Annotated in this window: 23 protein-coding genes; 2 read left to right on the forward strand and 21 right to left on the reverse strand. The window is 61.2% G+C overall.

Annotation, left to right across the window (positions count from 1 at the left end):
• Nucleotides 1-12: 12 nt before the first annotated feature.
• The 13 genes from N1058_RS01600 to N1058_RS01660 all read right to left on the reverse strand — a co-directional run bounded on the left by N1058_RS01600 (nucleotide 13) and on the right by N1058_RS01660 (nucleotide 14385).
• A complete protein-coding gene (locus N1058_RS01600) occupies nucleotides 13-255 on the reverse strand; it encodes a hypothetical protein (RefSeq protein WP_265515724.1) in 243 nt (80 codons plus the stop codon).
• Between the two features lie 129 nt (nucleotides 256-384).
• Nucleotides 385-888, reverse strand: coding sequence for a Dps family protein (locus N1058_RS01605; RefSeq protein WP_265515725.1), 504 nt, complete (start codon nucleotides 886-888; stop codon nucleotides 385-387).
• 2 nt (nucleotides 889-890) lie between these two features.
• Nucleotides 891-1109 carry a hypothetical protein gene (locus tag N1058_RS01610; protein ID WP_265515726.1) on the reverse strand — a complete coding sequence of 73 codons (219 nt, stop codon included), beginning with the start codon at nucleotides 1107-1109 and terminating at the stop codon, nucleotides 891-893.
• Nucleotides 1102-1587, reverse strand: coding sequence for a hypothetical protein (locus N1058_RS01615; RefSeq protein ID WP_265515727.1), 486 nt, complete (start codon nucleotides 1585-1587; stop codon nucleotides 1102-1104). The genes N1058_RS01610 and N1058_RS01615 overlap by 8 nt, the downstream gene beginning before the upstream one ends.
• 10 nt (nucleotides 1588-1597) lie before the next feature.
• Nucleotides 1598-1882, reverse strand: coding sequence for an ElaB/YgaM/YqjD family protein (locus N1058_RS01620; RefSeq protein ID WP_265515728.1), 285 nt, complete (start codon nucleotides 1880-1882; stop codon nucleotides 1598-1600).
• Nucleotides 1883-1986: 104 nt separating this feature from the next.
• Entirely contained in the window at nucleotides 1987-4500 is a 2514-nt protein-coding gene (locus N1058_RS01625) for an NAD-dependent epimerase/dehydratase family protein (RefSeq protein WP_265515729.1), read from the reverse strand.
• A 210-nt stretch (nucleotides 4501-4710) separates the two neighbouring features.
• On the reverse strand, nucleotides 4711-6567 hold the full coding sequence (locus N1058_RS01630; RefSeq protein ID WP_265515730.1) for an acetyl-CoA hydrolase/transferase C-terminal domain-containing protein: 1857 nt from the start codon (nucleotides 6565-6567) through the stop codon (nucleotides 4711-4713).
• An 869-nt stretch (nucleotides 6568-7436) separates the two neighbouring features.
• A complete protein-coding gene (locus tag N1058_RS01635) occupies nucleotides 7437-7976 on the reverse strand; it encodes a DUF995 domain-containing protein (RefSeq protein ID WP_265515731.1) in 540 nt (179 codons plus the stop codon).
• The gene (locus tag N1058_RS01640) at nucleotides 7976-8929 is read right to left on the reverse strand and encodes a glycoside hydrolase family 26 protein (protein WP_265515732.1); all 954 of its coding nucleotides are present in this window, start codon (nucleotides 8927-8929) and stop codon (nucleotides 7976-7978) included. Before N1058_RS01640 ends, N1058_RS01635 begins: the two co-directional genes overlap by 1 nt.
• A gap of 195 nt (nucleotides 8930-9124) precedes the next feature.
• Complete coding sequence (locus N1058_RS01645) at nucleotides 9125-10537, reverse strand: UDP-glucose dehydrogenase family protein (protein WP_265515733.1); 1413 nt, start codon at nucleotides 10535-10537, stop codon at nucleotides 9125-9127.
• 31 nt (nucleotides 10538-10568) lie between these two features.
• A complete protein-coding gene (locus N1058_RS01650) occupies nucleotides 10569-12416 on the reverse strand; it encodes a glycosyltransferase family 2 protein (RefSeq protein ID WP_265515734.1) in 1848 nt (615 codons plus the stop codon).
• Nucleotides 12413-13402: a UDP-glucose 4-epimerase GalE gene (gene galE, locus N1058_RS01655; protein WP_265515909.1), complete on the reverse strand. Its 990-nt coding sequence runs from the start codon at nucleotides 13400-13402 to the stop codon at nucleotides 12413-12415. Before galE ends, N1058_RS01650 begins: the two co-directional genes overlap by 4 nt.
• A complete protein-coding gene (locus N1058_RS01660; RefSeq protein WP_265515735.1) occupies nucleotides 13402-14385 on the reverse strand; it encodes a UDP-glucuronic acid decarboxylase family protein in 984 nt (327 codons plus the stop codon). Before N1058_RS01660 ends, galE begins: the two co-directional genes overlap by 1 nt.
• Before the next feature lie 362 nt (nucleotides 14386-14747).
• Here N1058_RS01660 and N1058_RS01665 point away from each other — a divergent pair, with 362 nt between their 5' ends.
• The gene (locus N1058_RS01665) at nucleotides 14748-15911 is read left to right on the forward strand and encodes a helix-turn-helix domain-containing protein (protein WP_265515736.1); all 1164 of its coding nucleotides are present in this window, start codon (nucleotides 14748-14750) and stop codon (nucleotides 15909-15911) included.
• A 51-nt stretch (nucleotides 15912-15962) separates the two neighbouring features.
• Nucleotides 15963-16796: an alpha/beta fold hydrolase gene (locus tag N1058_RS01670; protein ID WP_265515737.1), complete on the forward strand. Its 834-nt coding sequence runs from the start codon at nucleotides 15963-15965 to the stop codon at nucleotides 16794-16796.
• Between the two features lie 73 nt (nucleotides 16797-16869).
• On the opposite strand, the gene N1058_RS01675 is transcribed toward N1058_RS01670, so the two are convergent.
• The 8 genes from N1058_RS01675 to ligM form a co-directional block, all read right to left on the reverse strand.
• Nucleotides 16870-17796 (reverse strand): methylenetetrahydrofolate reductase, encoded by a 927-nt coding sequence (locus N1058_RS01675; RefSeq protein WP_265515738.1) that lies wholly within the window; start codon nucleotides 17794-17796, stop codon nucleotides 16870-16872.
• Nucleotides 17797-17805: 9 nt separating this feature from the next.
• A complete protein-coding gene (locus N1058_RS01680; protein ID WP_265515739.1) occupies nucleotides 17806-17997 on the reverse strand; it encodes a hypothetical protein in 192 nt (63 codons plus the stop codon).
• 6 nt (nucleotides 17998-18003) lie between these two features.
• Complete coding sequence (gene purU / locus N1058_RS01685; protein WP_265515740.1) at nucleotides 18004-18852, reverse strand: formyltetrahydrofolate deformylase; 849 nt, start codon at nucleotides 18850-18852, stop codon at nucleotides 18004-18006.
• A gap of 17 nt (nucleotides 18853-18869) precedes the next feature.
• Nucleotides 18870-19844 (reverse strand): catechol 2,3-dioxygenase, encoded by a 975-nt coding sequence (locus N1058_RS01690; protein ID WP_265515741.1) that lies wholly within the window; start codon nucleotides 19842-19844, stop codon nucleotides 18870-18872.
• A gap of 27 nt (nucleotides 19845-19871) precedes the next feature.
• Entirely contained in the window at nucleotides 19872-21176 is a 1305-nt protein-coding gene (locus tag N1058_RS01695; RefSeq protein ID WP_265515742.1) for a TRAP transporter large permease, read from the reverse strand.
• On the reverse strand, nucleotides 21173-21676 hold the full coding sequence (locus tag N1058_RS01700; protein ID WP_265515743.1) for a TRAP transporter small permease: 504 nt from the start codon (nucleotides 21674-21676) through the stop codon (nucleotides 21173-21175). The genes N1058_RS01695 and N1058_RS01700 overlap by 4 nt, the downstream gene beginning before the upstream one ends.
• 6 nt (nucleotides 21677-21682) lie before the next feature.
• Nucleotides 21683-22687: a TRAP transporter substrate-binding protein gene (locus N1058_RS01705; protein ID WP_265515744.1), complete on the reverse strand. Its 1005-nt coding sequence runs from the start codon at nucleotides 22685-22687 to the stop codon at nucleotides 21683-21685.
• A gap of 120 nt (nucleotides 22688-22807) precedes the next feature.
• Nucleotides 22808-24220 carry a vanillate/3-O-methylgallate O-demethylase gene (gene ligM, locus N1058_RS01710; protein WP_265515745.1) on the reverse strand — a complete coding sequence of 471 codons (1413 nt, stop codon included), beginning with the start codon at nucleotides 24218-24220 and terminating at the stop codon, nucleotides 22808-22810.
• Between the last annotated feature and the right edge of the window lie 229 nt (nucleotides 24221-24449).

Raw genomic sequence — 24449 nt, forward strand, 5'->3', positions numbered from 1 at the left:
CTCCAGTACCGCCTATTTGCTGCCAGACTTGCGGGCACCTTTGCCCAAATCTGTGCGCGCCCGCTTGTCCTTGTCCAACTTCTCGAAGCTCTCCAACAGGTCATCGGGTTCAGACTTGACGTCCGGCACCGCGCGACGCTGGTTCCGGACCGAAAGCTGATCGTCACCCTGCAGCTTGTTCTTGCCCATCTTTTCCTGGGCGAGATCGCTTTCTCGAATCTCTTTCGCAGTTTCGGCTTTGCGCTTGGCTGTCATGAGAAATCTCCTTTTCGGTCGAACGGCGGGAAGCGCAAAGCGTTCCACGACAAAGTCAGGACCCCCCAAGGCACTTGGCTGGCAATTCCGAGGGAGCGACAAGAACCGGCAGAGCCTGCAAAAACGAAACTATTCGGCGACGGTCGCCCTCAGCATCCACAGCGCCTTTTCGTGGAAGGTCAGGCGTTCCGTCAGCATGTCGTTGGTGACGAGATCGCCCTTCTCCTCCGCGCTGGTCGCCACATCGCGCATTTTCCGCACCGCTGCTTCATGGTCGACGATGAGATCTTCGACCATTTCCAATGCCGACTGGCCGGGCGCCTCGATCGCGACGGAAGTATCCACGCCGCGCCCCGTTGGGGCGTGGTGGCCGAGGGCGCGTACACGCTCGGCTATGACATCGGTCGCTTGGAAGAGCGCGTTGTACTGCTCCTCCGTCAGGACATGGATCGTGTGGAACAGCGGCCCCACGACATTCCAGTGATAGATGTGCGTCTTGATAAGGAGCCTGTAGGTGTCAACCAGGATTTCCGAAAGCCCGTTGGCCAGTTCCTTGCGATCCTCCCCCGAAAGACCGACATCCATGGCGTCCGTATGCATGCGCGGTTTCAGGACATTCGCCGCCTTGCTCATTGCTAATATCCTTCCTGTTGGGGGAGAGCTCCACCCTCGTCCACCGGAATGTCGCTCGACGATGGCAGTTCCCGCGGTTGCTGTTCGTCGATGAACATCCCGTAGTACTCGACCAGCGCCCACACGATACCGGCCAGGACGAGGCTGACGACGAGTACCGCAAGGACCGGGAAGCCTTTGCGCCCTTGGCGCGCCTTTCGGGCCGGTAGCTTGTCATTCATGGTCTGCACCACCTTTCCGGATACTCGTACGTCTGGCGGCTCCGCCGGCGTCGCGCCTGCGCTCGTTTTCGCGATAGGCCGCGTAACCGGCAACACCGGCCAGCGTTAATAGAATACCGATCGCCCCGCTCCGCTTGCCGAGAATCGCCGGCAGCATCGCGACGGCAGTAGCGCCCACAAGCATTCCCGTATCGGAAACCCGTTTGCGCTGCTGTGCCCGCCGCTGCGCCCTGGCGACGATCTTGTAGGCGATGAAGACGGCAAGGCTCAGCACCAGAAAGCCGATGCCGAACCACAGGGCGGCATTTATGGCGCCCCAGCGGGCGGTAGCGGCGAGATAGGCTGCCAGAAGCAGGAAGACGAGGGCCAATAACGCGGTCAGCGCCAGGATCGAATAGGCGACGAGACCGGATTTCAAGCGGCGTTTGATAAGCGTCGCCTCGCCAGTGGCGAGCAACGCGATGAGACGGGCAAACATGGCCGCCCCGCTAGCGGCGCATCATCATGGCAAGGAGCCAGCCTACACCCGCCGCCACCGCCAGTGCGGTAAACGGCTTCTCACGCACTGTTTCGGTTATTTCACTCTGCCACTCCTCCGCACTCTCCGTTGCCGCCTGGCGCGCCCGCGACAAGGACCGGTTTCCCATCTTCCGCATATCCTCTGTCAGCTTGGCGATGTCGTCGCGCAACCGCTGGATATCGGATTCCAGATTCTCAGTTCCGCCCCGCGTTCCAGTGCTCCGGTTCGATGCTTTTTCGGCGGTAGTAGCCATGATCACCTCCTTTTTGGGTTCAGGCTTCGAACGCATGAGCGGCCTCGTTGTTCCCGGAAGGCGCGATGGCGCGTGTTCGGGAACCACCGAAAAACCCTTGCCGTTCAAATGATGTATCGATCCCACCCGCCATAATGCTCGGCGCTGCGTGAACCGCGCGGCAGGCTGAGAAGGATCAGCGCGATACCGGCAACGATACCGTTCGCGGAGCCGATTGCTCCTGCCCCATCAAGCAACCACGGTGCAACTATCAGCCACAGTCCAAAGGCAATGTTGATGAACCGCATTGGTCGCACGGCTTCGGCCATGGCGATGACCGCCACGGTTATGACCAGCGCACCTACCAGATGATCGCTATGGGCATAGGGTTGCTGCGTACTCAGGATGAGCGGGGTCAGCATCAGCCAGATGCCGATTAGGCTCGATGCGACCAGCGTCCAAGGTACTGTCACGCCCCACGCCATATGGGCGATCATGGATCGCAAATCCGCGCCGTAGCCGGGCCGCTTGCTTTCGGTGGCGCCGGGCATGGCGCCGCCCATGAAGAAGGAGCGCCAGAAGGGCTGGCCCGCGCGGTGGCTGTGCAGGAGAAACTGGCCCATGGCCACGAGTTCGTCGATCGCGAACGGTATCATGATGAGCATTGCCAGCGCGGCCAGCAGGCACAGCGTACAGTAGGTGCCGATCACGATGGGTTGGATGATGATGAAGTAGATGCTGACCACGCCGAGCGGCACCACGACGATACCGAACAGGAGCACCATCCATGGCATGGTGCGCCACCGGCGGCTGCCGCCCATGACACCCATCAGGATCTCGAACATGTAGGAGACGGCGCCGAGCCCACCATCGGCAATCGGCCAGGCCTGCGAGACATCGGAGGTGATGATTGTCTCGGATCCGTTCATGCCCCCTTCGCCGCCAAAAAACGGCTCCCAAACAGCCCCCGCATGGCCCAGCTGATAGGCGGAGAGCTGGCGGGCGATGATGAAACCGACCACCCCAAGCGCTATGATCGGCAGACGCTGCAGATAGGTCGATGGCGAATAGGTCCAACCGGGCGGAACGTCGGCCTTCTGCATCATGCCTTCATGGCTCATGCCAGGCATCATCGGGACGAGGATCGCGAAGGCTATGACGAGTGCGCCGACGATCGTGTCGTTGTTGTAGGCGGCAGCCGTCGGTGCCCACAGGATCAAGGGCGCGAACAGCAGCCAGATGCCCACGAAGGCGGTTGCCCACGGCGCCCAGCTGAAACGTGGCTTGAGCGACAACGCCCCGAAGATGACGATCAGAACCCCGGCGGCGATGTCGCTGATGCCGATCAGCATGTTGCGTATTTCAGGAGACGGTAGACCGCGTTCCATCGTCACGTCACGCACGACATGCCGGGCCGTTTCCGGATCGAATAGGCCGAAGGCAAACGGGCTGCTCATCAACCACAGCCCAAATCCGATATTGAGAAAATGGGCCCACGAGTTTGCCAGATGCATCTGTCGCATCTCTTCCATATGCTCGTGCATCTCGTCCGCTGCGGGCGGCCTGTCGGCCTGCATACGGGCTGTGGCGACGCGCGCCTGGTTGAGGTTGTTGTGCCCATACCAGGCAGCAGGATCTTCCTTTAACGCTGTGATCATCCTGAAAAGCGTGTCGCGAAGCGATCGCCGCGGCTGCCAGTCGAGATGCTCTTGAGCACGGCCAATATCCAGTGCGTAATGATCGTCGGCAATATCGACCATCCAGGGCTTGATGAACGGCTCATCGCCCAGCACCTCCTCCTCGACCCAGGCGCCGGTCTTTGCCAGCGCTTTCGGAATCTTCCAGGTTCTCCATTCCTCCTCATGGACAAGACGGCCTATCGTCTGCTGCAGGTCGTCGTAGCTCATCACGTCCGGCTCGCCGAGCAGCAGCGGCAGTTCCTGCGGCAAGTTCTTGCGCCGCTCGATCAATTTCGAAAGCGCGTCGATCAGGTCGTCGAGATGCAGGAACGATTGCCCCGTCTTCAGGTCGGCCGGGTAGACATGGCTTCTTGGGCTGCGCTCATAGATGCGGGCGATCTGGTGGGCGAGGAAGGGATTGCTGCAGCGGTCGTCATATACGCCCGCCGGCCGCAAATAGACCACGGGAATCCCTCCCCGCAGGTCGTGAATCAGATGCTCGGTCTTGATCTTCGATGCCCGGTAGGGAAGTTTTGGGTCGAGTGTCTGGCTTTCGTCGATCCTCTGCCCCGGCTTGACAGCAGCGTGCGCAAGCATCGTGCCGGAGAAGATCAGCTGTTCAACCTCGAAATCCTGCAGCGCGCGCAGCAGGCGTTCAGTGCCTCGCACGGTGACGGCGTCATATTTGGGATCAGGCTCTCCGGTCAGGTCGAAATAGGCGGCCAAATGAATGACAGACGCGATGCGTGCGCCATGGGACTTGCGCACCTTGGCAAAAGCGGCCGCCACGCTCTCGTCCGAGGTCAGGTCCACATCGATGTGCTGTACGGACGCAGCCGGCTTGTCGGAACCTGGCTGATCGAGGCCAACCACGGTATATTTCGACGAGAGCGCTTCAACCAGCGCGCTCCCGATGTAGCCGCTACTCCCCGTGACGATGACGACGTCTTTCCTGCTCATTCCCCGACCCGTTTTCTGAGTTTACTTGGGGTTCCCCCATCCTGTGAAACCGTGCCTGAATCGCTGGCCGACCTTTGTGCACGCGCAGGTCACACCGGCTCCTGGTCGACACAACGCAACCCTCCCAACGACTCGGTCACTGAATAGTTCCCTAACCCGACTTCGCGACCCAGGTGCCCTAGCTACGTTAAACGTAGTCATTTCAATAGTTTAAGATTTCGTCAGATCGGAACGAGAGCGTGTCTTGGCCAATCCGCCCTTGAGCAAAGTGCGGTAGAAGAATTCCTTCGCGCTTCTCGATGAGGACATTGCCATGCGCTCAAGGCAGGCCCGATCTTCGGCGGAAGGCCGGCGCATGCCCGCGGCAAAGAGCTGCCCCAATGCATAGGTGGAATGCTGGGCATCGCCCAACTTCTTGAGTGCAGGGATCAGTCGCTGCTCGATTTCTGTGAAATCGGTGCCGAAGGGAAATGAGGGAAGCAGATCGGCTTGGCGGGCAGGTCCCAGCGCTTCCTCGATGACTTCCGGGCTATTGCGGCGGCGTGCCTCCGGGATGCGATAATCGCTGGCGATTTTGCCGGCTGTCTTGGCCTTGTCGAGAAGTTCGGCCTGAAACCGCGAATCCGTGATGTCGAGCATCGCGGCGACTGCCTCGGCATCGGTCTTGCCGCGCAGATCGGCGATGCCGTACTCCGTCACCACAATATCGCGCAGATGGTGCGGGATGGTAGTATGGCCGTAGGACCAGCGTATGTTGGATATGGTTTTCCCCCTGCTGCGCCGCGTCGAGGGCAGTGTGATGACGGATCGGGCGCCAGGCAGAGCGAAGGCCTGCGATACGAAATTGTACTGGCCGCCGACACCGCTGACCACGCCTCCATCTTCCAGCCCGTCCGAGACAACGGCGCCGGATAGTGTCACCATCATCGCGTTGTTGACGAAGCGTGCACCGGTCCGGGCGCGCAGCTTTTCGCCCTCATCGCCATAGAGCTCATTGACATAGGAAACGCCTCTCATGCGGAAGAGCGCGCGCTCCTTCTCCGGCATCTCACGCAGTTCGCGGTAAAAGGACTTCGGCCCGAGGAAGAAAGCCGCATCCATGAGCGCGCCGTCGATCCGGCGCTTGAGTATGCCGGCGCGGTAGAGATCGAGAAAGTTGTCGACCAGCATTTCGCTCAAACCATAGAGGCCGGTATCGAATGGCTCGACCTGATCCAGCGCCGTGGACGGACCGAGTTGCGCCAGCAGTTTTCTGAAATGCCGGTTTTCCTGATGGCGAAGGATGAGCGCCTTGGCCATCGCATCGCCGATTGAGCCGATGCCGATCTGAAGCGTGCCCGCGTCGGGAACAAGCCGCGCGATGTGCAGGCCCGTCGCATAGTCGGCGAGCTCTACCGGTTGTTTGGGCGGCGCAAAAAGCGGGAAATCGAAATCCGGCGAATCGAGAATGTGGGTGAAAGCAGACGGTCCCAGTTCCGCTTCGCCGAGCATGTAGGGCAGTTCGCCGTTGACCTGGCCCACCAGCATGATGTCGGGCCGGTCCCGAAGAAGGTCGAGCGTGATGTCGCTGTTGCACGAAAGGCTGTAGCGGGTTTCCGGCCCCGGCTTGCCGGCGACGAGTTGCGCCACCACGTTGACGCCCCGATCGAGAACGTAGCGTGCGGCATGGGTGTAATTGGCGGGAATGTAGTTCTGCTGCACGTGATCGATGCCGAGCCAGCGCCCCGCCATCAGGAAGAACTCGCTGACTTTGACATTGGGCGGCAGCGTGCCGTCTCGCAACGCCTGGACATAGGCGAGATCGGGATAGCCGCCGAACAGCCGATCGATCACCGGGCCAATGAACCGTTCCTGCAGATCGGAACCGCCGCGGGGCTTTTCCAGTGTCAGCGCCGTCAGGATCGTGAGCTTGAGCTTGGGATCGGCTGCCGCGCGGGCGTAAAGCGCGTTTGCGACATGGTTCGCTTTACCGAGCCCGAGCGGCAGGGCGAGCACGATGTGCGAACCCACTTCGCGGACGATTGCTTCGGCAAGCGCGTCGGCATTCTTGTGGTATTGCGCGCTCACGTGTCACGCGGCCCCGGATCTGTTCCGAGCTTGCCCGGCTTCCCCGCCGATCGGCTTCCAGCCTGCATCAGGTGCAGCCTCGGCTCCCGGGACAACCGGGCGCGTGAGAACGTTTTGTGAGGCGTGCAGACTCATGTGCGCTCAACGATCTGACGGCCCTGCGGTTCCCACGCGGTCCCGCGTCATCACCCCTGGACATTCCGGCATGGCGGATGGCTCCGCCTTCCTCAGCCAGGCTCGTTGCGCATCGATGTCCCGGACCCCGCCCTTCGCGTTGTGCAATTGTTTTTCACGGCGGATTTCAAACCGACACCGTTAATGAACTATTTCGATGAAGATTCCGTTCTTTTGGAATTTCTTACACAGCCCTTTAGTGGCTAAGAGGTATCAATATCGCAGAGCAGATAATAAAAAGGGCTTCTCATGGTAAATAATGCAACCCAAAGGCACTATAAATATCGGAGCCGCACCCCCACTTCCACACGTATACTTTCTATAGTGGGAGCTGCATTTTTTCTCATTCCGATGGCTGGATGCTCCAACCTGGGTTCCGGCGAGGCGACGACGCTTTCATCCCACTCCCTCAGAACATATGCATATTCGGCATCGGTGGAGAAGCCGGTCGTGAAGAAGGCGGTAAAGGCCAAAGCGACCAGCACGCGGCCTACGGTGAAGCTGGCAAGCGGCCAATATCTCGGTAGCGCACCTTATATCTGCACGCCGAGCGGTTTCGGACGTACGTCCACATGCTTCACGCGCTCTGCTCGGCGATGAGTCGGCAAGGGGCGGGAGAAGCCAGTGCTTGCTGGCCACCTTCTCCCGGTAGTTGGTGATGCGGCGGGCTCCACGAGCTGGATAGGCAACGGGCTTTAGCGGTTACCGAGCTTTGTTTCAATCCGGCGCATCCGGGTAATGACATAGTCGCCCCGGTGTAGCTTGGCGTATTCATCGCTCTTCCTGGCTGGCATCTGCCTGAAGACGTACCATTGGCCATCCGGCTCGCGCTTCTGGTAGATGACACCGTCTTTTTCGCGGTGGCTGAAGCAGGTTACCGCCGGAGCGGAACCATCCGCCGCGCGCCATTCGGCCCTGAAACACAGCTTGCCGGGCGCTGTGATAAACCAGCGGCCAATGCTGTAAGAAGCCTTCCCTCCTTCACGGGACCAGGCGCTGAACTCACGCTTCTTCACGGCGAAAAATCCGGCGCCTTCCTTCCAGATCCACGAGCGGTTGGCATAGAGCTGGTAGACTTCGCCGCTGGTGAGTGGCCGTGCTGCTTGGGCCTCCTTGGCATGGGCCGAGGTCGTCGCGATGTCGAAGGCGCCGGCCCCGAGGCCGGCGATAACGGCAGCTGCCATGAGTGCTGCACGAGACATGGGAATACTCCTTTGTTCGGACTTGTTGTGCATCAGTTCGTCGATTCCTCGACAACCCGCCAGTTGGGGAGTCCGAAATTGTCCGGCCACGGATAGACCTCGCGGTCGTTGAAGTAGACGACGGCCGTGAGTTCCGGGAACTCGGCGTGACGCTTGGTCACTGCTTCCGCCCATCGGCGGACGTAGGCCTGGTCGCCCTCATAGCCAAGCTCGGCGACCACGATCGCCTTCCCGTAGCCCTTGACCAGATTGTAGCCGGGCGCCAGACGCTCCGCGAAAGTCTGGTCGCGCCCGGTTTGCTCCTGGTCGTAGGGCTGGTAGCCAAAGACCGACAGGCCGATCACATCCACGACATCGTCGCCGGGATAGTAGTCCTGAAGATCCGCATTGCCCTTCGGCGACCACATGAACTCGACGTTCGGCAGGTGCTTGCGGCACTCGGTCACGAAGCGCCGATACGCCCTGATATACTCGGGGCCGGACCACTGCGCCCAGGTGAACTGGTTGTCGCGCTCATCCATTTCCTGCGCGAAACGGACGGTAACGGGGCTCTGGAGTCCTGCCACCTGCGAGCAAACCGCTGCCGCATTGGCGTCATAGCGGCCGCTCACAATGCCGCTATAGAGTTCTCCCGACGACACCCGCCAGTCGCGATCCCAGGACCACGGCTCCACGCTGATCAGAAGCGAGCGGCCGCGCGCCAATGCATATTCGTCCGCTATGGCGAGGGTGGAAAGGTCCACGTCCTCCCACGGGAGGAAGAGATGTTCGATTGTCGAATTGGGATCTTCGCCAAAATCCCCATGGGGATCATAGGCCCCGAACGAGATGGATGACGGGGTAACGACCGGCCGTTTGTCGGATGGAGTTCCGGCTGTGGTCGAGTTCGGATCGGGAATACCGCGCGGGCTGTTGGCCGCGAACACGACTCCCGATGCCACTATGGCTGCAGCCGAAAGGGCTGCTGTTTTCAATGTTCTGTTCATCTTGGTTCTCCATTTTTCTCTCTGCATCGTCCGTCGTCTGCTGCTGGAGCGACGTCTTCTCAAGGCCATCCTTGGGGCCTCTCGGCGAACTCCAGTTTTGAAGAGACCAAATCTTCGCGCACGAGCTTTGCGAACTCGTCGCTGTCCTTCGGCACAGTGTGCCTGAAAGGGCGGTGAGCACGTCCGATGGCTTGCCTAGTGGTCATATCTTCCTCCAAGGACGCGACCACTCGCCTCGCTTGCGCCGGGCAGACGATATCTGGTGTCGGGAAAGCCCGGCGAGAGCTCGACCGGCCGCAGAGCCGGGCGACCGATGGCGGAGACGTGAAAGCCCGCTTCTTCCGCCAGGCCTGCCTTGAACGCGCCGCGCAGGTCGACCAGAACAGGCGAGCGCATCGTCCGCCGCAGGCGGACAAGATCGAGGTTCTGGATGCTGTCCCAGTCCGTGACGATGACAACGGCATCGGCGCCGCGCGCGCACTCGTAAGGGTCTTCGAGGAGTTCGACATTTTCGAGCATCCGCGCGGCATTTTCCATGCCGACCGGATCATGCGCGCGCACAATGGCGCCGAAGCGTTGCAACGTTTCGATCAGCGGCACGGATGGAGCCTCGCGCATATCGTCGGTGTCGGGCTTGAAGGTGAGGCCCAGGACAGCGATGGTGAGGCCGTCGATATTGCCCCCGATGGCATCCATCACCTTGAGCGCCATCCTGCGCTTGCGTGCTTCGTTGGCGCTTGCCGTTTCCTGAACGATCCGCAGGGCCACGCCATGATCCTGTGCGGTACGCAGGAGCGCCAGCGTATCCTTGGGAAAACAGGATCCGCCATAACCCGGACCGGCATTGAGAAAGCTCGCGCCGATACGCTTGTCGAGTCCCATGCCCAGCGCAAGTTCTTCCACGTCGGTGCCCACCTGCTCGCAGAGATCGGCAAGCTCGTTGATGAAGGTGATCTTCGTCGCCAGGAAGGCGTTGGAAGCATATTTGATGAGTTCGGAGGTGCGCCGCTTTGCCACGACGATGGGGGCATCGACCTGCGCCAGCGGCGCGCCGTAGATTTCCATCAGGACCTCGCGGGCACGCTCGTCGGCAACCCCGATCACGACGCGATCGGGTTCGAGGAAATCGCGAATGGCGACGCCTTCCCTGAGGAATTCCGGGTTGGAAGCCACGGAGAAGGTGCCGCGGCGGCGCTTGACTGCGATGATTTTCTCAACCGCATCACCTGTGCCGACCGGAACGGTGGATTTCACCACCACCACGGCGTTCTCCGCGAGCAGAGGCGCTATTTCCTTGGCCGCCATGTAGATGAAGGATAGATCGGCATCCCCGTGACCGGGCCGCGAAGGCGTGCCAACCGCGATAAACACGGCGGCAGCGTCCTTCACCGCCTTGGCGATGTCCGTGGTGAAAGACAGCCGCCCCTCGGCGTAGTTGCGCTCGACCAGTTCGTCCAATCCGGGCTCATAGATCGGCAGCTTGCCCCGGCGAAGGCCTAGGATCTTCTCCGCGTTCATATCGACGCAGGCCACCTCGTTGCCCCATTCAGCAAAGCAGGTGCCGCTGACCAGGCCGACATATCCGGTTCCGATAACTGCTATTTTCATGGGATCCTGCGCAGAGCGCCCCTTCTTCGTTTCAGTGTGTCGTGCTCGGTTTCGCGTGCCGCCATCTCGGGTTGAAGACGCTCCTGCGCAGTCCTGGCTGGCCGATGCCGGCGCCGGCCACCGAATAGCGGTCTTCGAAGAGGTAGAGATTTCCCGCACCCCAGGAGAGGGCTTCGAGTCCCTGTTTCCCGCGCTCGGCCGTGGCCATCCCAGGCAGCACGAAGAGAGCGAGGAGGCTTGCCGCTAGCGCCGGCCGATAGAAGCGGGTCCGCATCCTGACGGCGTTCTCACGGGCGTGCCGGCTTACAATCACCAGCAGGAGGACCGCGTAGAGCGCCGCGTTGACGATGGCGAAAAGATAGAAGCCGCGCGTATCGCCAGCATCCTCCACGGTCAGCACAGGCAGTATCGAGGCAAGCGAGAGCATGCCGTAGGGAGCGAGCACACGTATGGGCAACGCATCCACTTCGCAGGTGCCTTTGGGTGTAACGCGGAAATCGACGAAAGAGCCGGTGAGCCAGTCGCGAACGGCCGCCGCACATCCCGCAAGCGCCCAGGGCCAGCGTGCCAGGAGAAAGAGCATCGCCTCCCAGCTCAGCACCTTGGCGTCGACCGGACGGAACGTGCCGCCGCTGCGCCAACGATAGGCCATCAGGATCAGGACGACCGAGACAGGCGCGAAATGGGCGAGGAAGGCTGGATAGGTAACACCAACGAAGATCTCGCCGCGCAGCAGCGCGATGATCGGCATCGCGAACATCAGCGCCATGAAGAGCGAGAACAGCGGATACCAGAGTTGCGAGAACAGGAACTGGAATTTCAGGCGCGGCGGCAGATTGCGCACGTATTTGGGCGAATACTGGAGGAGCAGCATGACCAGACTGCGCGACCACTGGAATTCCTGGGTCACGAGATCGGCAAAGGTGCGCGGCCCGTCGCCATGGGCGATCGCGTCCAGCGCGTGCACGCCGCGCCAGCCATGGGCGTTCATCATTAAGGTCGTGGAGTGGTCTTCGGCAAGCTCGGGACCGAGGCCGCCGATCTGCTTCAACGCCTTGGTGCGCACGGCATAGTGCGAGCCGATACACAGCGGAGCGAGCCCGCCATTGTACCCGGCCTGAAGTGAGCCGTGCATGCTTGCTTCCGCGTAGAGCCTGCCGCGCGCGGACCAGCTTTCATGCGCATTGCGGTCGCATATGCTGGGTGCGGAGACATAGCCGACGGCAGGATCCGCAAAGGGCCGCAGCACCTCAAAGAGATAACCGGGCTCGGGCACGTGATCGGCGTCAAGCTGCGCGACGAAGTCGTAACGCTCATAGCCGTAGTGGTCATAGAAGAAGGCGAGGTTACCCTCCTTGCAGCGCGTGCGCCGCGGCCAGTTGGTACGATGATAGTCGGCCCGTCCCTTGCGGGTGGAGACGAACACGCCGTGCCTGCGACACCAGTCCAACGTCTCGGGAGAAGGGTCTTCATCCGCCAGCCATGTGTCGTGCGGCACTTGCTGGGCGAGCATCGCCTTCAGCGTCTGCGCCACCACGGCGAAGGGTTCGGCCGGTGCCTTGGTTACGACCATGGCGCTGCGACTTTCCGCGGGGAGACGCAGCGGGCCGTTCGGCTTTCGGCCGCGATAGAAGACCGCCAGAAAATAGGCGGGTAGAAATGTTACCCAGGCGAGTACCCCAGTGATCAGAACCGAGCCAGCGACACTGAAATGATGCTCGGGTGTCAGCCACCATGCCCAGAAATAGAAGAGGGCCGCAGCCCAGACCACCCCGCCCACGAGGTACTCGGCCTTGCGGTATGCGGTGAAAACGGAGACCAGCAGCGGCGCGGTGCCCGCGTCGGCGGACCTGACAGGGCGCCTGGAGATAACGTTCATTGTGGCCGCACCTCCAGTCCGAAGAAGGGCGAGGCCGTCCGCATGATCGTATCGAGGTCAGAGTGTCGGGCAGAGAAGCCGATCGCCGTACGTGCCAGACTCGGGTCGGCATAGAGCGCCGGCGGATCGCCCGCCCGCCGTGGGTACATGCGGATAGGCACCTTCCGACCGGTAACGCGGCCGATCGCGGCAAGGATCTCGCGAATTGACGTGCCGCGACCGGTGCCCACATTGACGGCCAGGTTGCCCCCTCCTGCCGCCAGGTGTTCGTAGGCAAGGACATGGGCCTGCGCCAGATCGCAGACATGGATATAATCCCGAACGCAGGTACCATCGGCGGTTTCGTAATCATCGCCGAAGACCTCGAGGAACGGGATCGCACCCGCCGTGGCCATCAGGGCCCGCGGGATAAGATGCGTCTCCGGATCGTGCCATTCGCCGATCTCGCCCTCGGGGTCGGCTCCGCAGGCGTTGAAATAGCGAAGAGCCACGTAGCGCAGGCCATAGGCCGCCGCATAATCGCGCAGCATGTGCTCGGCGATCAGCTTTGTGCGGCCGTAGGGGTTGATCGGTGACTGTGGAGCGTCTTCGACGATAGGAAGATGCGGCGGCACTCCATACGTCGCGCAGCTTGAGGAGAAGATGACATTGCCGAGCCCACCCTGGCGGCAGGCGTCAAGCAGCGATTGGGTTCCGGTGATATTGTTCCGGTAGTATTTGGCCGGCTGCTCGACGGATTCGCCCACATAGGCGCAGGCCGCGAAATGGATGACCGCCGCCGGCTTGTAGTGCGCGATTGTTCGGGCAAGCAAGGAAGTGTCGAGGATGTCACCCTGAACAAACGGCCCCCAGCGCACCGAGGACCGGTTTCCGGTGGACAGGTTGTCGAACACCACAGGTTCGATACCGCTGGCGCTGAGCAGCTTTGCGGTATGGCTTCCGATGAAGCCGGCGCCGCCGGTAACAAGGATACGATCAGCGGGCATCATGCGACCTCGACGAGTTTGGAGGCGGCGTTTGCCAGCAGGCCATCGAAATGGCGGATCGTCCTACCGAGACCCTCGAAGAGTGTCACGCGGGGCTGCCAACCCAGCTCCCGCATGGCTAGAGAGATATTGGGGCAGCGCTGGCGGGGATCGTCTGTCGGCAGCGGATGATTCACGATCCTCGACCTCGACCCCGTGAGTTCGATCACCTGTTCGGCCAGCTCGCCGATGGCGAACTCGCAAGGATTGCCGAGATTGACCGGCCCCGTGAAAGAAGCCGGGGAGGCCATGAGACACAGGAAGCCGTCAATCAGGTCGTCCACGAAGCAGAAGGAACGGGTCTGGCTGCCGTCGCCATAGATGGTGATGTCGTCTCCTTTCAGCGCCTGGACGATAAAGTTGGAAACGACACGACCGTCATCGGGCCGCATGCGCGGTCCATAGGTGTTGAAGATGCGCGCGATCTTCACTTCGACGCCATGCCTCTGGTGATAGTCGAAGCAGAGCGTCTCGGCGCACCGTTTGCCTTCGTCGTAGCAGGCACGGGGACCGAACGGGTTGACATTGCCCCAGTAGCCTTCAACCTGCGGATGCACATTGGGATCACCATAAACTTCCGAGGTGGAGGCCTGGAGAAAGCGTGCATTGCGGCGGCGAGCGAGTTCGAGAAGGTTCAGCGAGCCCAGCACGCTCGTTTTCGTCGTATGTATCGGGTCTGCCTGGTAGTGTGGGGGCGATGCTGGACAGGCGAGGTTGAAAATCTGATCGACTTCGAGGGCGATCGGCGTGACTATGTCGTGCTTGATGAAGCTGAAGTGTTCGGTGTCTGTCAGATGCTCGATGTTCCGGCGGAGACCCGTGGAAAGATTGTCTAGACAGATCACATGATGGCCGGATCGCAGGAGGGCCTCACACAAATGCGAGCCGAGAAAACCCGCACCACCCGTCACAAGAATTCGTTTCGATCCCAGATTTGCAAGCATGGTGTTTAGCCCCCGGATGGCAATAAGCACCTCGTGAGGGCAGCGCATGCGCCATCCTCATCTTTTTATACTTAGATGCTTCTAGTCTTCTTGCGGGATAGCTATATATATATTATTGTTATTTCCAAGAACTGGCTGGCTCTCCAGACATACCGAGAAAATATGCTTCCGGAAGAGGTCTGTCGTTACCCCAGAATCCGCAAATTTATCACAGCGTACATTTTTTCATATCTGCGGGAAGGCTCCAGCCGATCACCTGAGTTCCCTTTTGACTTGGAACCAAATGCATCACCAACTATTGTATGTAATTGGTAACGGGCATCTCCGAGAACCGACAGCCATGAGGGAGGCCAAGGTGGAAGATGATTCAAGGGCGGGACTCTCAAACTCCTGACAGGAAGATCGAAAGGGCCGATTCCACCACGGCGGAACCGAGGCCGGAGCGGCGGCGCTGGCCGCGGGAAGAGCGGATAGCCGGGGAAGCACCTTCGATACAGGGACCGCCCGTTCTGAAGCCGCTCAAGTTTTCCACGCGGGATTTGCCGAAAAAGCAGCAGTTCAGCGCCTGGCAGTCCTATATGGAGATGGTCGCCGAGTATCGGCTACCCGATGATAAGGGACCCAGAGACGGCTTTCCCGTCGATCACGTCGCCTGGAACCTGGGTAGCGTGCTCATTGTGCAGCAGCGCGTGCCCGCACATAGTTACCGGCGGTCGACAACCAAGCTTCACGCCAGCCCCATCGATCACTGGTTCATCAGCATACTGCGCAGCGGACGAAGCTGGACGGAGGTAGATGGATATGTCGTGCAGAACGAGCCGGGCAAGGCGACGTTCAGGACGCTTGGGCACTCCTTTCGGGGCCGAACCATCGATGCGGAAGCCGTTGTGATCTACCTGCCCCGCGATCTCTTTGGCGACTCGGCACCGGTTCTCGATGCTGCCAACAATTCGATCTTGTCAGGCAATCTGGCTCAGCTGCTGAACGATTATATCGGCAGCCTGGAGGCTTCGCTGCACAGTCTTGTCGCGGAGGATCTCCCTGGAATTGTCCATACGCTGCGCGACATGGTGACCGCGAGCCTGTCTTCGGTCGAGCACAAGCACGCAACGGAGCATCACGGCATGGCCCTCATGGAGCGGGGGCGCCGTTACATCCGGCAGCACCTCGCCTCACCCGACCTTACGCCCGAAAGCCTGTGCCAGGAACTTGGCATTTCCCGCACCCGGCTATACCAGCTGTTCGAGCCCAGCGGCGGCGTCCTGCATTATATAACAAGAAAACGGCTGCTGGCGGCCCATGCCTCGCTCAGCGATCCGGCCAACAACCAGCGCATCCTGGAAATAGCGGAGGCTGCCGGCTTCGATTCCCCGGCCAACTTCAGCCGCGCGTTCAAGCTCGAATTCGGCTACAGCCCGCGCGAAGCACGGGAGCATGCAACGGCTGAGCACAGCGCATATAGTGGCTTGCAGACCCCCGATGACATGGAGAGCTTTGGGGATTGGCTTGCCGCTCTCGGGCGCTAGGGGCAGGATAAGGTTTCGCTGAATCGTCCTCCTGATCCAGGTGCACATCCAATGTCGTGGAAACTCAATGAGGCCGTCGAGACATCTGCGGGTACGGTGGCAGCCGGGCGGCTTGGCAGCGGGCGTGCGCTCGTGCTGGCCCACGGCTGGCCGTGGTCCTCGTTCTCATGGCATCGGATCATTCCAGGCCTTGCAAGCCGGTATCGGGTCCATTGGTACGACATGCCCGGATACGGGCAATCCGACAAGGGCGCCGAGCAGCGCACGTCGCTCGATGTGCAGGGAAAGGTCTTCGCCGAGATGCTTGTGCATTGGGGGCTTGAACGTCCCATCGTCGTCGCCCACGACATGGGCGGAGCGACGACATTGCGAGCGCACTTGCTGCACGGCTGCGACTTCGACCGGTATGTCCTGATGAATGTCGTCGCAATGCGCCCGTGGGGATCGGAGTTCTTCGATCATGTAGGCCGTCATGTGGAGGCGTTCATGGGGCTGCCACCGCACATCCACAAGGCGGTCGTCGAAGCCTACATCAAAGGGGCGCTCGTCAACGACATCGGTTCCGGCGATTTCGAAAAGCTTATCGAGCCATGGCTTTCCGAAGAGGGTCGAGGGAGCTTCTATCGGCAGTTCGCGCAAGCCGACGAAAATTATACCGCCGAAGTCGAGCCGGTGTTCGCGGATATTCGATGCCCGGTCGAAATCGTCTGGGGCGAGGACGATCCGTGGATCCCGCTGGCGCGAGGCAAAGCGCTCCACGCGCTGATCCCACAGGCGTCCTTCGAAACGCTGCCCGGTGTCGGCCATTTGCCTCAGCTTGAAGCTCCGGACCTGGTTCTGGAGCGGCTGAACGCGTTTTTATCATACGAGAACAAGAATCGATGAAGGGAGTGCCCGCTGGGAAGGGCGAACGCATTTCCCCTCCCTCTCTTCAATTTCCGCAACGGAGCATGGCGCCCTAGGCAGCGCCCACTTTCCGAATCGGCTCACCATGTTCATTGGCCCATTCGGCAGCAGCCCGGATTCCTCCGAGCGGGAAGAAATGGACCTGCTCGATCGTGCTGTCCGGATGGGATGCACGATAGGCGGCAAGCTCCGAAAGGACTTCGCCCGGTTCATAAGGCAGCATGAGTTTCGAAACGTCCATCGCCCGCTTCTGCAGGACCTTGAGCGAGGGACCAACGCCACAGGCAAGCGCATATTTGATCAGCGTCTGCAGCTTGGCCGGTCCCGCGACGCCCGCATGGATCGGCAGCGTGATGCCCTCCCCCCGCAGCCTCTCGGACCAGCGGATCACCGGCTTTGCATCGAAGAAGAATTGCGTGGCGATGGCCATTTCGGCATCGGTCTGCTCGCTGAAGGACTGCTTCCAGGCAAGGGCTGCATCCGCCTGGCGCGTGGATCCGTCGGGATCGATATCGCTGTTGCCCTCGGGATGGCCTGCCACATGCAGGCGTCGAAAACCGTATTTGTCGAAGAGGCCGGTCTCCAGAAGCTCGATCGAGCTTTCGAATTCGCCCTGCGGCGTGGCCCTGCCGCCGGCCAGTATCAGCGCCTCGCTGACGCCGGCCTCGTCCCGGTATCGGCGGATCCAGTCCTCCAGCATGGCCCTGTCCCCAATGATGCGGGCCGGGAAATGCGGCATTACCGGAAAGCCTTCCTTGGCAAGCCGCCTCGCAGTCGCGACCATATCGTCTATCGGGGTGCCCTCGATATGGGCGATGTATACTCGTGTGTTCTCCGGCAGGAGATCCGCGAAGGATTCGACCTTCGCGGCGGTGCGCGGCACGACCTCGATCGAATAGCTGGAAAGCAGGTCATTCAGGCCAGGAGCGAAGGCAGCTACGTCGCCTGTGGCGCGTCTCGGAAAGTTCAGCCAGGCCATGAGGCACCTCTACCATGCATCCATGTATGTATACATGATAGAGGCGGGAAAGGAAACGCTTTTCAGGTGCGAGGCACTAAAACCAGCTTTTACCGCTGTTATCCGCTGAGAGAGCCTTTCAAAGGTATGCAAATAGCCGGAAATGCCGCGCTCCATGAATACAATCATGGGGAAGCGGCGTGTTCTGTCGATTTCAGCCAAGCCTGGTTATTTGCCGAACACCACGGTTTTCTGGCCGTTGAGAAGCACCCGATCCTCCAGATGCCAGGCCACCGCCCGGGCGAGCACCCTGCGCTCGATGTCGCGGCCCTTGCGCACGAGATCGTCCGGCGTGTCGGCGTGGGTGACGTGCTCCACGTCCTGGGTGATGATCGGTCCCTCGTCCAGATCGCTGGTCACGTAATGCGCCGTGGCGCCGATCATCTTCACTCCGCGCTCGTGCGCTTGGTGGTAGGGCTTGGCGCCCTTGAAGCCCGGCAGGAAGCTGTGGTGGATATTGATGCAGCGGCCGGCAAGGTAGGTCGAAAGGTCGTCCGACAGCACCTGCATGTAGCGCGCCAGCACGACCAGTTCCGCGCCCGTATCCTCGATCACAGCCTTCACGCGGGCTTCCTGCTCGCGCTTGGTTTCCCTGGTGACGGGCAAGTGGTGGTACGGGATGCCCTCGTCGACCGTTAGCTTGAGCGCCTCATGCGAATGATTGGAGACGATGCCCGCCACCTCCATATTCAGTTCACCGATCCGCATACGGTAAAGCAGGTCACCCAGGCAGTGGTCGAACTTCGAGACCAGGATGAGCATGCGCCGTTTCTCTCCGGCCAGGCGCAGTGTCCATTGAAGGCCGATGCGTTCGACCAGAGGGCCGAGGGCAGCTTTGAAGGCCTCAATCGGCGGCTCCATGGAAAAGGCCACCCGCATGAAGAAATTGCCGGTCTGGCCGTCGTCGAACTGATGCGCCTCGGTGATATCGCCGCCATGTTCGGCAAGTTGCGCCGCGACAGCGGCCACGATGCCGGGGCGGTTCTTGCAGCGGAGGGTGAGAATGTAATTGGCCACGGTTTGCGTTCCCGAAATCACGATTTCGCAGAGTCTGTTTTCGTCGCCACCGGCGGCGTACCGTGTGTGTGGAAGGATTCGATCGTCTTCAGCCCCCAGGCCTGGCCCTTCCTGCGCTCGGCCTCCGTCCAGACGACCGGCTCCCAGTCGGGATCGAGGATCAGCCGCGCACCGGCATTGGCGACTTCGACCCGATTTCCGGCCGGCTCGTAGACGTAGAGGAAGAAAGTTCCCTGGATGGCGTGCTTGTGCGGGCCGGTCTCGATGAAGACGCCGTTCTCCAGAAAGATGTCGGCCGCCCGCAGGATATCGTCCCTGTGGTCGGTGGCGTAGGTGATATGGTGGAAACGGCCCCGCGCGCCGGAACGGTCCTCCGTGCAGGCCATGTCGTAGCCCTTGTTGTTGACCGTGAACCAGCAGCCGCCGATACGTCCATTGTCGAGACGGATCATCTCGGTGACACGGCTGCCCATTGCCTTCACCATGAAGTCGCGGATTTTCGACACGTCGCTGGCGAGCAGGTTGAAATGGTCGATCCGGCGAGGCGCCACCCCGCGGCCGTGATAGCGCTGGGCGATGTTCTTCAGCGCCGGCTTCTCGCCCTGCGGCGCGACATATTTGTTGGTTTCCCAATAGAGCTCGAAGACGTGCCCGTCAGGACTGTTGAAGCGATAGGAGGGGCCGTGACCGAGATCGCCGTCTGTCCAGCCGATGCCGAGCCCCATCTCCTCGATCACCTTCACCCGGCGATGCAGCGCGGCTTCCGACGAGGTGCGGTAGCCGCAATGCGCCATGCCGGTGGTATCCGAGCGCGTCAGCTTGAGCGAGTGGAACTCGTAGTCGTCCCACGCGCGCAGGTAGACCGAGTTTTCGTCGCGCCCGCTCTCGGTGAGCCCATAGACGCGCACGAAGAAGTCGAGACTTTCCTCGAAGCGGTCGGTCAGCAATTCCACATGTCCAAGATGTGCGACGTCGAAGCAGGGTTCAGTCAAATCCGCTCTCCTTGGCATGGCTCCAACTCACTGGATCATGCTGTTGGGCAGGAAGAGGGCGATCTGCGGAAAGGCGACCAGCAGACCGAGCGCCACCAGCATCGCGCCCCAGAAAGGCAGCACGCCGATGAATATCTTGCCCAGCGGCACGTTCGGCGCGACCGATTTCACGATGAAAACGTTGACGCCCACGGGCGGCGAGATCAATCCCATCTCCAGGGTCACGACAACCAGGACGCCGAACCAGATCGGATCGAAGCCGAGCATCGTGATGACCGGAAAGAAGATCGGCATGGTCAGCACCAGCATTGCAAAGCCCTCGATGAAGCATCCGAGGACGAGATAGCAGGCAAGGATCAGCCCGAGCACACCGAGGGCGGGGATATCGAGCCCGCCGAGAAACGTGCCGACGGCCTGCGGGATGTGGCTTAGGGCGAGGAACGGGTTGAGCAGGTGGGCGGCTATGAGGATGAGCATGACCGTCGCTGTCGTGACGACGGAATCCTTCGTTGCCGACCAGAGCGTTCCAAGAGTGAGTTTGCGCGCGAGCGCGCCCGTCAGGATCATCAGGCCCGCGCCCACCGCCGCCGCTTCCACCGGCGAGAAGATGCCGCCATAGATACCGCCGATGGTCAGCAGGATGACGCTGAGGATAGGCACGGCGCCTGCCAGCGCCTTCGTCTTTTCCCGCATGGTGGTGCGCGGTCCGCTGGGCCCGAGTTCGGGACGCAGCCAGCACATCACGCTTATCAGCAGCACGAACAGCACAAGCAGCATCAGGCCGGGCAGAACGCCCGCCAGGAACAGCCGCCCGATCGATTGCTGGGTCAGGATGGCGTAGATCACGAAGCCCGTCGAAGGGGGGATGAGGATGCCGAGCGTGCCACCGGCGGCCACCGCTCCGGTCGAAAGGCGGGAATCGTAGTTGAAGCGCTTCATCTCGGCGAGCGAGACCTTGCCCATGGTGAGCGCCGAGGCGACGGAGGAGCCGGAAAGAGCGGCAAAGCCGCCACAGCCGATGATCGTCGCCGAGGCCAGGCCGCCCCGGATCGAACCGACGATCGCATAGGCCGCGTCGTAAAGCCGGCTGCTCATGCCGGTCGCCGAGGCGACATTGCCCATCAGGATGAAAAGCGGCACCACCACAAGTTCGGCGGAGGAGGCAAGCGTGAAGCTCTCCGATGCCAAAAGGCTCATGGCCGATGGTATGCCGTTGAGGACGGCGATGCCGCAGAAGCCGACGGCGAACATGGCAAACGCCACCGGCACGCGCAGCACGAGCAGGGCGAGAAGGATCGCCATGCCGACGCCGCCGACCATCATGGAACTCATGCCGGCTCCTTGCGGATATCGCGACCTGCCAGGATGAGTTCAGCGGTCCGCAGCAGCATTCCGAGCGCGGCGACGAGACTGAACGCACACAGCGCCCACTGAAAGTAGACTTTCGGCAGCCGGATCACGTTGGTTGAAAGGTTGAGCATCTGCGAGAGTTTCGAGGATTCGTACACGGTCCAGGCGATCCCCACGAAGATGAGAACGCCGATGAGCGCGCTCACGACATCGGTTAGGCGGTTGAACCACGGGGGAAAACTGGTCTCGAAAATGTCGACCGCGATGTGGCCGCCGAGCCGGTCGCACAGCGCCATCGCTCCGAAGACGAGGATAACCATCGCCATCTGCGACAGATCCTGTGCGCCCGTCAGCGGCCGCCCGAAATGCCGGCCGGTCACGTCCGCGAGGATCACCACCACCTGGAAGATGAGGCCGAGCGATCCGATCGTTGCGGACAGGCCGATCAGCCCGTCCGCGAGCCGCCGCAGGGTGGACAGCATGGGAAGCTATTGCCCCCGCATGGCGGCGAGCACGTCTTCGGCCCCCATTTCGGCGATGAGCTTCTCGGTCACCGGCAGCGTCAGTTCGGCAAAGGCCTCCACCTCCTCCGGGTTGAGATCGACTACCGTGTTGTTACCGGCATCGCGAAGAGCCTGGATCGTCTCCACGGCGCGCGCGTTCCAGCCTTCCTCGCCGCTCTTCGACAACTCCCTCCCGCTATGTGCGTCGATGGCCTCCTTGAATTCGTCGGACAGACCGTCATACCGGGCCTGGTTCATCACCAGGTAAAAGCTGATATGGCCGAGCGGGGCGCCGAGCGTGTAGCTGTCGGCCACCTCGTCGAGCTTGAAGTCGGAGACGGCGCTCGCGCCGGTGATCAGACCGTCGATCAGGCCGGTCTGCAGCGCATTATAGATCTCGCCTGCCGGCATCTGCACCGGCGTGGCGCCCAGCGCCTCCACCACCGACCCGGCGATAGTGCCCGACACACGGATCTTGAGACCCTTGAGGTCGGCGGGGGTGCGGACGTGCCGGCCCTTCATGATGATGATGTTAGGCTCGGAAACATAGAGCGCGAGCGGCTTCGTGCCGGGGTATTCATCTGCCAGATGCTCGTCAAAGGCGTTCCACAACAGGTCGTAGCCGGTCATGCCTTCGGGGATCGCGCCGGGCATCTCGACGACCATGGTCTTGGAAAACTGCGAGGACGTGTAGCCCTGAAGGCCCCAGGTGATGTCGGCCACGCCTTGCATCGCCCGCACATATTGTTCCATGGGCCCGGCGCCCAATTCGCCGCCGGGATAGGTCTGTATGGTCAGTTCGCCGTTCGTATCCTCCGCCACGCCGTTCGCCAGCGGCTCGACGACCGCTGTGTTGACCGTGTGCGCCGGCGAGACGAAATGCGCGAGCTTCAGGGTTTCGGCCGAGAGCGGCGCAGCCGTCAGCATCGTCGCAAAGCCCGCGGCAACTGCTGCCCGTGCGGTGTGACGCAACAGATTGTTTTCAAGCATTTGAGTTCCTCCCTGATCGTGCAGTCCCTTTCCGCAATCGCGGGTGCGGGGTCAGACATGTGAAAGATAAGCTTCTTTTTCTGTCGGTTGTCGAGGGTTGGCCGGCGGCAGGATCCCCGCTCAGGCGCCCTGCTTCTTGCGCCAGCTGTCGGCATATTCCTCCCGTGCCATGCGGGAATAGGGAGTGGGGGAGACACGCACGCGGATCTCCGCCTGCTTGTGCCGCTCAGTCGAGGTCTTTTCGGTGCCGCCGTCGGGTTCGCCCCAGATGAGGGTCAGCACGTCGCCTTCCTCGATGTCCGCGTCGACGACGCCGAGCGACAGCATGCAGCGCTCGTTGAAGCTGTAGCCGTTGAACATCGACATGCCGACCATCTTGCCGTCGCGCATGATCATGTCGGCGCTGGACGAGGCATAGTTCGGCTGCGGGAAATCTATCCACTTGTAAGGCATGCCGTCCTCGAAGCCGGACGCAATGACCTTCAGCACGTCGTCACGGTTCCACTCGAAGGTCACCTTCTTGCGGTTCTTCCGATCCTTCATCCCTTGCAACGCCTCTTTGCCGATGAAGTCGGACTTCCATCCGATGTAAAAGCCGTAACCCAGCTCGAACGGGTTTACGTAATAGTCCTCGATATTGTCGCTGACGAAGCTGCCACCGATCGAGCCCGCCGCCTCGTAGCTGTCTGCTCCCAGCCACTCACGATACGCCTTCATCATGCCGTCGCCCGTGTAGATGCCGGGCAGCGGCGAAGGAATCCAGCCGGACTCCAGCGTGTTGGTGGAATAGGCTCTGGCCCCCACCTGGCGCAAATCGACCCCGATTTCGCGGGCCGCCTCGAGAATGGTGGACTGAATATAGTGCTTGTCCGCGTAGGGGCCCCAGATTTCCAGACCCGGCGCCCCGGCCATGCCGTGGCGCAAGGCCTGTACGCGGCGTGACCCCACATTGATCCAGTCGACATGGAAGAACTTGATGTCTGGAACCGGGCCGCCATTGATCTTGTCCAGGATCCGGTTGGCATCGGGCCCCTGGATCTGGAACCGGTAATGGGTGCGATAAATCGCCTTGCCGTCGGGGCGGCTATCGGAACGCGGATCGTGAACCAGCCGCACCTTCCAACTGCCGATTGCCTGCTGGAACTTTACCCAATTGGCGGTCGGCGCCCGGCCGACCAGCACGAATTTGTCCTCGCGCTCGCGGAAGATGATCATGTCGCCAATCACGTGCCCGGCCGGCGAGACGGGAACAAAATGCTTGGCCCGATTGAGGTCGAAATTGGTGAAGCTGTTGATGCCGACATGTTCGAGGAAGGGTGCTGCGTCCGGTCCCTCGACGATCAGCTCGTCCATATGATGCGACTGGTCGAAAAGGACTGCGGCGTCGCGCCAGGCACGCTGCTCATCGCGCCAGTTTGTGAACTCGGAGGCCACAACCGGGTATACATACATCCCGACTTTCGAATTGCGCAGGACGGGGACGATGTTGCCCTTTTCCTCTATAATTGCCTGAAGACTGGACGTTGCAGCCATGATCGCTCCTCCCAAGTGAACATCAAAATGTATACATGATGCTGCCCCAATCCCCCATGCTTTGCAAGCACGATCTAACGAAAAAGGTCTGCGCGAGCGCTTATGGAGGACAACGCCCTCGGAGCGCTGCCCGTCCATTCGGGCGCACAAGGGCCACTCCGATTTTGGAATCTGCTCATCGGGCTCTTCGAAAAACCGATTCCGATTTTCTGGCCGATGCTGTAGTTGC

The sequence above is a fragment of the Nitratireductor luteus genome, assembly GCF_026162365.1.
In the GTDB taxonomy this organism is placed as follows: Bacteria; Pseudomonadota; Alphaproteobacteria; order Rhizobiales; family Rhizobiaceae; genus Chelativorans; species Chelativorans luteus.